7 protein-coding genes are annotated in these 8,538 nt (G+C 71.8%); 4 read left to right on the top strand and 3 right to left on the bottom strand.

Annotated elements, in window-relative coordinates; all coding sequences use genetic code 11:
* Window positions 1-73: 73 nt before the first annotated feature.
* Window positions 74-919 (bottom strand): tryptophan-rich sensory protein, encoded by an 846-nt coding sequence (locus LOY02_RS13380; protein WP_317182856.1) that lies wholly within the window; start codon window positions 917-919, stop codon window positions 74-76.
* 269 nt (window positions 920-1,188) lie between these two features.
* Between LOY02_RS13380 and LOY02_RS13375 the strand changes: the two genes are divergently transcribed.
* The 4 genes from LOY02_RS13375 (at window position 1,189) to LOY02_RS13360 (ending at window position 6,441) form a co-directional block, all read left to right on the top strand.
* Window positions 1,189-2,550 carry a phosphoribosyltransferase family protein gene (locus LOY02_RS13375; protein WP_317182855.1) on the top strand — a complete coding sequence of 454 codons (1,362 nt, stop codon included), beginning with the start codon at window positions 1,189-1,191 and terminating at the stop codon, window positions 2,548-2,550.
* Between the two features lie 150 nt (window positions 2,551-2,700).
* Window positions 2,701-3,492: a MerR family transcriptional regulator gene (locus tag LOY02_RS13370; RefSeq protein WP_317182854.1), complete on the top strand. Its 792-nt coding sequence runs from the start codon at window positions 2,701-2,703 to the stop codon at window positions 3,490-3,492.
* Between the two features lie 99 nt (window positions 3,493-3,591).
* On the top strand, window positions 3,592-5,325 hold the full coding sequence (locus LOY02_RS13365; RefSeq protein WP_317182853.1) for a tetratricopeptide repeat protein: 1,734 nt from the start codon (window positions 3,592-3,594) through the stop codon (window positions 5,323-5,325).
* A gap of 81 nt (window positions 5,326-5,406) precedes the next feature.
* Window positions 5,407-6,441, top strand: a complete 1,035-nt coding sequence (locus LOY02_RS13360; protein ID WP_317182852.1) for an aspartate-semialdehyde dehydrogenase — start codon at window positions 5,407-5,409, stop codon at window positions 6,439-6,441.
* Between the two features lie 117 nt (window positions 6,442-6,558).
* Here the strand turns inward: LOY02_RS13360 and LOY02_RS13355 are convergent, their stop codons facing one another.
* Window positions 6,559-7,710: a DNA polymerase III subunit delta' gene (locus LOY02_RS13355; protein ID WP_317182851.1), complete on the bottom strand. Its 1,152-nt coding sequence runs from the start codon at window positions 7,708-7,710 to the stop codon at window positions 6,559-6,561.
* Window positions 7,707-8,333, bottom strand: coding sequence for a dTMP kinase (gene tmk / locus LOY02_RS13350; RefSeq protein ID WP_317182865.1), 627 nt, complete (start codon window positions 8,331-8,333; stop codon window positions 7,707-7,709). The genes LOY02_RS13355 and tmk overlap by 4 nt, the downstream gene beginning before the upstream one ends.
* Between the last annotated feature and the right edge of the window lie 205 nt (window positions 8,334-8,538).

The raw sequence follows: 8,538 nt of genomic DNA, 5'->3' as shown, positions 1-8,538 counted from the left end.
TCGAGCAGGCGACTCGCACAGCGCAGGCCCGCCAGTCCGGCGCCGACGACGACGATCTCGGTGTCCTCGCCCGTCACCGCGTCCACGCTCCTCTCGCGCGGCCGCGGGAGCCCGCCGCGGCGAGAAGGACGATGACGGCCGCGACCGCCGCTGCGATCCCTGTCGCGGCTGAGCGGGGTTCGTCGGTGAAGCGACCGACGGTGATCCACGCCAGCCCCCAGGCCATGGCGAAGGCGACGGACCAGCGACCACCCAGGCTCCGAGCGAGGGTGACGCCGACGAGTGCCACGATCGTGAGGACGGCGACCGCGACGGCTGCGTTGCTTCCCACCCCGACGTCATTGCCCGAGTCGACGAGTGCGGCCGCGATGTTGGCGAACGTGGCGACGCTGACCCAGCCGAGGTACAGCCCGAAGGTGACGTCGACCGTGAGCCGTTCCCACCCGTCGGTCGCCCGCTCCCGGCCCAACCGGGAGACGAGGACGACGAGGACGACGAGAAGGGCCACGATGACGACGACACTGACCCAGATCCAGCCCTGCTGCGTCACGAGCAACCACACCGCGTTGAGCACCATCGAGGCCGCCGCCAGCCATCCGGTGGCCCGGGTCCGGGACCGGCCGGCGTTGCGGGGGACGAACTGCCACACCGTGTAGGCGAGCAGGCCGAGGTAGATCGGCGTCCAGATCGAGAAGGCCGGCCCCGCCGGAGCGATGAGCGTCGCGTCGTCGGACAGGGCACCACCTGCAGACTCCTCGACCCGCTGCCCGATGACTCCGATGCCGACCAGGGTGCCGACGAGGCAGAAGATCTCGGCGACGACGACCGCGAGCCGCCGCAGCCGATCGGCCCGCGTCAGGGAGTCCGGTTCACCGGTGGTCTCTGACGGTGCGGGGGGCCGCGGGCTGGGCGAGGTCATGCCAGCGGCGTACCCGCTGTGCGGGTCGCCAACCACACGCACACCACACTCTCGTGCACGATCCGCGCGTCCACCCACGTCGTCGCCGCTCGACGCGTGCAACGGGACGCCACGTCTGTTGACCCGGGGACTCTGGGCCCGAGTCGGGACCATCGTCCCTCGCCTCGCCCGGGGGCTTGGTCGACACTGGCAGGAGGTCATGCTGTTGACCGGGCGCGGATGGAGCGGCCTCGGGATGCGTGACGTGGGCAGGCATGAAGGAGGCTGTCGTGACCGTCTTCGCCAACCGGGTCGACGCCGGGGTCCAGCTGGCAACCAGGCTCGAGTCCTTCCGAGGGCAGGACGCCGTCGTGCTCGGGCTCCCGCGTGGAGGAGTGCCCGTCGCAGCGGAGGTCGCCACCGCACTCGACCTACCCCTCGACGTCATCGTTGTGCGCAAGCTCGGCGTCCCCTTCCAGCCTGAGCTGGCCATGGGAGCCATCGGCGAGGACGGTGTTCGGTTCCTCAACCGAGACCTCATCGACCGGGCTCGCATCACCGAGGCCGAGATCGAGGCCGTCGAACGCCGGGAGAGGGCAACACTCGACGAGCGCGTTTCGCGGTTCCGCCGTGGACAAGCACGGCTCGACCTGCACGGCAAGGTGGCCCTCGTCGTCGACGACGGGATCGCGACGGGCGCGACGGCCCGCGTCGCCTGCCGGGTGGCCCGGCACCTCGGGGCGGAGCGGGTCGTGCTTGCCGTTCCGGTCGCAGCCGCAGAGTCGGTTCGGGAGCTGTCGGCGGGTGACGAGGTCGATGAGGTGGTCTCGGTCTCGGCGCCCCCGGACTTCTACGCGGTGGGGGCGCACTACCGGGACTTCACCCCGACGACCGACGACGAAGTGGGCGTCCTGCTCGAGGCAGCCCGGCGCCGCGCACCGGCAGCCGTGGCGACCGGCGGGGACACTGACGCGGGGACGAGCGGGAATCCCGGCGCGGCCACGGACGAGGACGTCGTCATCCCGGCTGGGGCGGTGAGCATCGAGGGCCACCTCGACGTCCCCGCAGGAGCCGGAGGTGTCGTCGTCTTCGCCCACGGCAGCGGGAGCAGCCGCCACAGTCCACGCAACCGCTACGTGGCGCGCGTGCTCCAGCAGGCCGGGCTGGGCACCCTGCTCATCGACCTGCTCACGCCGGCGGAGGAGTGGGACCGGGCCAACGTCTTCGACATCGGGCTGCTGGCCGGACGGCTCGTCGCGGCGACGCGCTGGTTGGCGGGCCGTCCCGACACAGGGCCCTGCCGCTATGGCTACTTCGGTGCGAGCACCGGTGCCGGAGCAGCGTTGTGGGCGGCCGCCGAGCCGGACTCGCAGGTCGCCGCCGTGGTCTCCCGCGGCGGACGACCGGACCTGGCGGCGCCACGGCTGGGTTTGGTCCGGGTTCCGACGCTGCTCATCGTCGGCAGCGACGACGACGTCGTCATCGACCTCAACCGTCAGGCCCAGGCCCAGCTGACCCAGTGCGAGACCCGGCTCGTCCTCGTCGCGGGGGCGACGCACCTCTTCGAGGAGCCCGGGACGTTGGCCGAGGCGGCCGGCCAGGCGCGGGACTGGTTCGTCCGGCACCTGCTCACCGGTGGCGGCGGCTCCTGACCGCACCGCGTCCGCCCGGGCGAGGTCGGCGCGCGCCCAAGAGCGGGAGCAGCGCCCCGAGACCCGACGTCGGGAGCGCGCTCAGCGGCATACGGGCACGGTTGAATGGGAGTTGACCCTCACGTGACGTGAGGGCGCATCCTCGATGGCATGACCACCACGGACCGAAGGCAGCGTGCGATGACCACGTGGACGGTGGGGCAGGTGGCCGACCTCTTCGGTGTGTCGGTCCGGACCCTGCACCACTACGACGAGATCGGCCTGCTCACGCCGAGTGAACGCTCCCGGGCGGGCTACCGGCTCTACACCGACGCGGACCTCACGCGGCTGCAGCAGGTCGTCGTCTATCGGCGGCTCGAGCTGCCGCTCGACGAGATCGCAGCCCTGCTCGACGGCGGGGACGACGCGGTGACCCACCTGCTGCGTCAACGTGAGGCGGTCCTCACGCGGCTGGGCGAGCTGAGCGAGCTCGTCACAGCAATCGATCGAGCACTGGAGAGAGAGATGGGCGACCAGCCAGCCACGCCGGAGGAGCTGAAGGAGCTCTTCGGCGACGGCTTCACGGACGAGTACGAAGCCGAGGCCAGGGAGCGCTGGGGCGACACGGACGCCTGGACGCAGTCGGCCCGGCGGACCAGGCGCTACACCAAGGCGGACTGGCAGCAGATCAAGGACGAGCTGGAAGGCGTGACGACGGCGTTCGTCGCGGCCAAGCGTGCCGGGCTGCCGCCGCACTCTCCCGAGGCGATGGACGCCGCCGAGCAAGCGCGGGTGCAGATCCACGAGCGCTTCTACGACCTCACGCACGACGTCCACCGGGCGCTCGGGGACATGTACGTCGCCGATCCGCGGTTCACCAGGACGTACGAGGACGTCGAGGAGGGGCTGGCGCAGTATGTGAGGGACGCGATCCACGCGAACGCCGACCGGCACGCCGAGTGAGCATCGACCGAGCGCCAGCGAGGGAGGAGCGGAGCGAGGTCGCGTGATCCATCGACGCCGGGGGCGTGCGGGGGCAATACTGGCCCGGGGGTGAGGGCCATGGACGACCGACCGGACACCGGTATCGACTATCCGTACGACCTCGGCCGCTGGACGCGCGAGGTGACGGCGAGCTCCGACGCGGCTCGCGGGTGGGTCCAGCGCGGACTCGTGTGGGCCTACGCCTTCAACCACGAGGAGGCGGTCGCGTGCTACGAGCGGGCGCTCGCCCTCGACCCGGACTGCGTCCTCGCCCATTGGGGCATCGCTCACGCGCTCGCTCCCAACTACAACAAGCCGTGGGAGTTCTACGCGCCCGAGGAGGTCAAGGACACCGTCACGAGGGCGTATGCCGCTCAGCTCGCCGCGCGGCAGGGCGCAGCCAGTGCCACCCCCGTCGAGCGCGACCTCGCCGAGGCGATGGCCAGTCGGTTCCCGGAGAGGGAGGCGCCGGCGGAGCCGGACACCTGGGAGGCGGCCTATGCCGAGGCGATGGAGCGGGTGCACGAGCAGCACCCGAACGACCTCGACGTCGTCGCCCTCTATGCGGAGTCGCTGATGAACCTCACGGCGTGGCAGCTGTGGGACCAGCGAACCGGCGAGCCGGCGCCGGGGTCTCGAACAGTTCGCGCCAAGGAGGTCCTCGACCGGGCCCTGTCGACCCGCGAGGGCCGGGGGCACCCGGGCATCCTGCACCTCTACGTCCACCTCATGGAGATGTCACCCCGGCCCGAGGAGGCGTTGTGGGTCGGTGACCTGCTCCGCGACCTCGTCCCGGACGCAGGGCACCTGCGGCACATGCCGACCCACCTCGACGTGCTGTGCGGTGACTACCGCAGGGTCGTCGCCTCGAACCGGGCCGCAGTCCGCGCTGACGCGATGTTCCTCGCCGAGCGCGGTCCGATCAACTTCTACACGCTCTATCGCGCCCACAACCTGCACTTCCTCGTCTACGGGGCGATGTTCCTCGGGCAGGAGCAGACCGCGCGAGCCGCGGTGGCCGACCTCGAGGCCGCGATCCCGGAGGAGCTGCTCCGGGTCGAGGTGCCGCCCATGGCGGACTGGCTCGAGGGCTTCGTGCCGATGCGGGTCCACGTGCTCATCCGGTTCGGCCGGTGGGAAGAGCTCCTCGCCCTGCCACTGCCATCGGATCCGGAGCTGTATGCGACCACGACCGCGATGACGCGCTACGGACGGGGGATCGCGCTCGCCGCGACCGGGCGCGTCGACGAGGCGGAGGCGGAGCGAGCGCTCTTCCGTTCGGCCCTCGACAACGTGCCGCAGTCACGCATGCTGTTCAACAACACCTGCCGGGACATCCTCGAGGTGGCCTCCTCGATGCTCGACGGAGAGCTCGAGTACCGCCGTGGCCGGGTGGATGCGGCATTTGCCCACCTGCGCCGCTCGGTCGAGCTCGACGACGGTCTGCCCTACGACGAGCCTTGGGGCTGGATGCAGCCGGCCCGGCACGCGCTCGGGGCGCTCCTTCTCGAGCAGGGCCGCGTCGAGGAGGCCGAAGTCGTCTACCGGGCTGACCTGGGGCTCGACCCGACGCTGCCGCGGGCGTGCCAGCACCCCGGCAACGTCTGGTCGCTCCACGGCTACCACGAGTGCCTCGTGCGGCTCGGCAAGACCGAGGCGGCGGGCATCGTCGAGCAGCAGCTGCGCATCGCCAGCGCGCAGGCGGACGTGCCCATCCGGGCCTCGTGCCTGTGCCGACTCGAGACGACTTCGCAGGCGGCAGCGTTCCCGTCCCGTCCGGCCGGCGCCCCGTCTCTTCTTGGGGAGGGCTGACGGCGTCCCGTGGCGATGGCAGGGTGCCTCGAAGGATGAGACATGGCCGGGCACGCCGGCACCGGGCCGTAGCCTTGTTCCATGCGAGTCGGAGTCTTCGGAGCCACAGGTCAGGTCGGCGGTGTCATGCGCGCCCTCCTCGAGGAGCGTGACTTCCCGGTCGACGAGGTGCGGTACTTCGCGTCGGCGCGGTCTGCCGGCACGACGATCCCCTTCAAGGGAAGGGACATCGAGGTCGAGGACTCCGCGACGGCCGACTTCTCCGGCATCGACATCGCCCTCTTCAGCAACGGCGGCTCGGCCTCCCGTGAGCTCGCGCCCAAGGTCGCAGCGGCCGGCGCCACGGTCATCGACAACTCGAGCGCGTGGCGCAAGGACCCGGAGGTCCCACTCGTCGTCTCCGAGGTCAACGCCGACGACCTCGACACGATCCCCAAGGGGATCGTGGCCAACCCCAACTGCACGACGATGGCCGCGATGCCGGTGCTCAAGCCCCTTCACGACAAGGCGGGCCTCGTCCGGCTCACCGTCGCGAGCTACCAGGCGGTGAGCGGCTCCGGCGGCAAGGGCGTGCAGGAGCTCGACCGCCAGCTCCGTGGCGCCTACGAGGCCGGTGACCCGACGCGCCTCGCGCTCGACGGTCGCGCCGTCGAGGTGCCCGAGGCCCAGCTCTATGCCGTGCCGGTGGCCTTCAACGTCGTGCCCCTCGCGGGCTCGATCGTCGACGACGGCTCCCTCGAGACCGACGAGGAGCAGAAGCTGCGCAACGAGTCGCGCAAGATCCTCCACGCGCCCGAGCTTCGGGTGAGTGGCACCTGTGTGCGCGTGCCGGTCTTCTCCGGCCACAGCCTCGCGATCCACGCGGAGTTCGCCGAGGACATCAGTCCGGACGAGGCGCTCGACCTGCTCAAGAACGCCCCGGGCGTCGTCGTCACCGACGTGCCCAACCCGCTCGAGGCTGCGGGCCGGGACGAGGTCTTCGTCGGCCGGGTCCGGGTCGACCAGGCGGCACCGGAGGGCAAGGGCCTCGTGCTCTTCGTCGTCGGCGACAACCTGCGCAAGGGTGCTGCTCTCAACGCGGTCCAGATCGCCGAGGAGCTGCTCAAGCGCCGCTGACCCCGCAACACGCCCGGCAGTTGGCAACTCCACCCGGAAATATCAGGGGTGAGTTGCGCACTGCCGGGCGTGTTGCCGTATCAGCTTCGCGGCGAGGGGCGAGGGGCCGGGGCAGGCTCAGCGGTTGAGGTCTCGGGGGACCCGCAGCTGGAGCGTCATCGCCTCGAGCGCGAGCAGGGGGGCGACGTTGGCGTTGATCCGGTCACGCGCCTCGCTGATGGCGTCGAGGGCGCCGAGCAGCTGCTCGGACGTGAAGACGGTCGCGAGGCCGCGGACCCGGTCCATCGCATCGGGGTTGACGAGGTCGACCTGGGATCCGAGACGGAGCACGAGCGCGTCGCGGTAGACGGACATGAGGTCGATGAGGGAGCGGTCGATCATGTCGCGCGCATGCCGGGTCGCGCGCGTCTTCTGCTCCTTCTCGAGCGCGGCGAGCTGGGAACGGATGTGGGGCGGCTGGGTGCGTGCCGTCGGGTCGGCCCCGAGGGTCTCGAGCAGGCGTGCCCGCTCGGCGGCGTCGCGCTCGGCGGTGCTCGCGGACGACTCCTCGTCGGCGATCTGCGCGAGGTCGGCGGCCGCGTCGATCGCGTCGCCGACATGGACGATCTTCGTCGCCATCGCGATGACGTCTCGTCGCCGGATGCGGGCGCCTTCGTCGCGGGCGAGGCGACGGGCCAGCCCGATGTGGGACTGGGCAGCGCGGGCCGCGTGCAGCGCCATCGGCGCGTCGACCCCGTCTCTCCGCTCCAGCAGCTCTGCGACGGCGTGCACCGGCGGGGTGCGCAGGCGGACGTGGCGCGAGCGCGAGCGGATGGTGATGATGACGTCCTCGAGGCTGGGCGCGCAGAGCATCCAGACCGTGCGGGGCGTCGGCTCCTCGAGGGCCTTGAGGAGGGCGTCGGCGGCGCGCTCGGTGAGGCGGTCGGCGTCCTCGATGATGATGACGCGCCAGCGGCCGACCGAGGGACGGAGGGCGGACTCCTGGACGAGGTCGCGGGTGTCGCGGACCTGGATCGACAGGCCCTCGGTCGCGACGACCTTGACGTCGGCGTGGGACCCGTCGAGCGCGGTCCGACACTCGCGGCACTCGCCGCAGCCTCCTTCGGGGCACTGCAAGGCCGCGGCGAAGGCTCGGGCGGCGTTGGACCGGCCGGAACCCGGCGGGCCGGTGAACAGCCACGCATGCGTCATGGCGTCCTCGACGCGGACCGCCCGCGAGAGGACCTCGACCGTGGGGTCCTGGCCGACGAGGTCGCGCCAGACGCTCATGGCCGGCCTGCCAGCACGTCGGCCAGCCGACTCATGACCCGGTCGTGGATCTCCTCCGGCGGTAGGGCGGCGTCGACGACGACGTAGCGGTCCGGCTCCCGCGCGGCCAGGTCGAGGAACCCCTGACGCACCGCGGCGTGGAAGGCGTCGGCCTCCGACTCCAGCCGGTCGTGCACGTCGCCGCGCCGGGCCCGCCCGACCTCGGGGGCGACGTCGAGCAGGACCGTCAGGTCGGGGAAGAGCCCGCCGACGGCCCAGTGCTGCAGCTGCCGGATCTCGTCGGCGCCGAGGTCGCGTCCAGCGCCCTGGTAGGCGATGGAGCTGTCGGTGTAGCGGTCGATGACGACGACTCGCCCTCCTGCGAGGGCGGGGCGGATCAGCTCGTCGACGTGGTGGGCCTTGTCGGCGGCGAAGAGGAGGGCCTCGGCCCGGGGTGACACGTGGTCGCCGTGGAGGACGAGCTCGCGGATCCGTGCCCCGAGCGGCGTGCCGCCGGGCTGCCGGGTGACGAGCACGTCGCGGCCGGCGCGCTCCAGCGCCTCGGCGAGCAGGCGCACCTGCGTCGACTTGCCGGCTCCGTCCCCACCCTCGAAGCACACGAACAGCCCCGGTGCCGTGCTCATCGGAGCCGCGCTCAGCTGCGGTGGCGCATCAGGGGTCCGGGTCACGAAGCGAGCCTATGCGACCCGGCCGACACCCGGACGGGGAGCATCCGGGTGTCGGCGGGGGCCGGGCGTGTGCGTTCGGGGCCACTCGACGGGGGCGGCAGGCGGCGGGCGTGTGCGTTCGGGGCCACTCGACGGGGCGGGAGGGTGCGGGCGTGGCGTT

This window comes from Intrasporangium sp. (assembly GCF_032907665.1).
In the GTDB taxonomy this organism is placed as follows: domain Bacteria; phylum Actinomycetota; class Actinomycetes; order Actinomycetales; family Dermatophilaceae; genus Intrasporangium.
The sequence above is the reverse complement of the archived record's forward strand: the minus strand, read 5'-3'. Positions and strand labels throughout refer to the sequence as shown.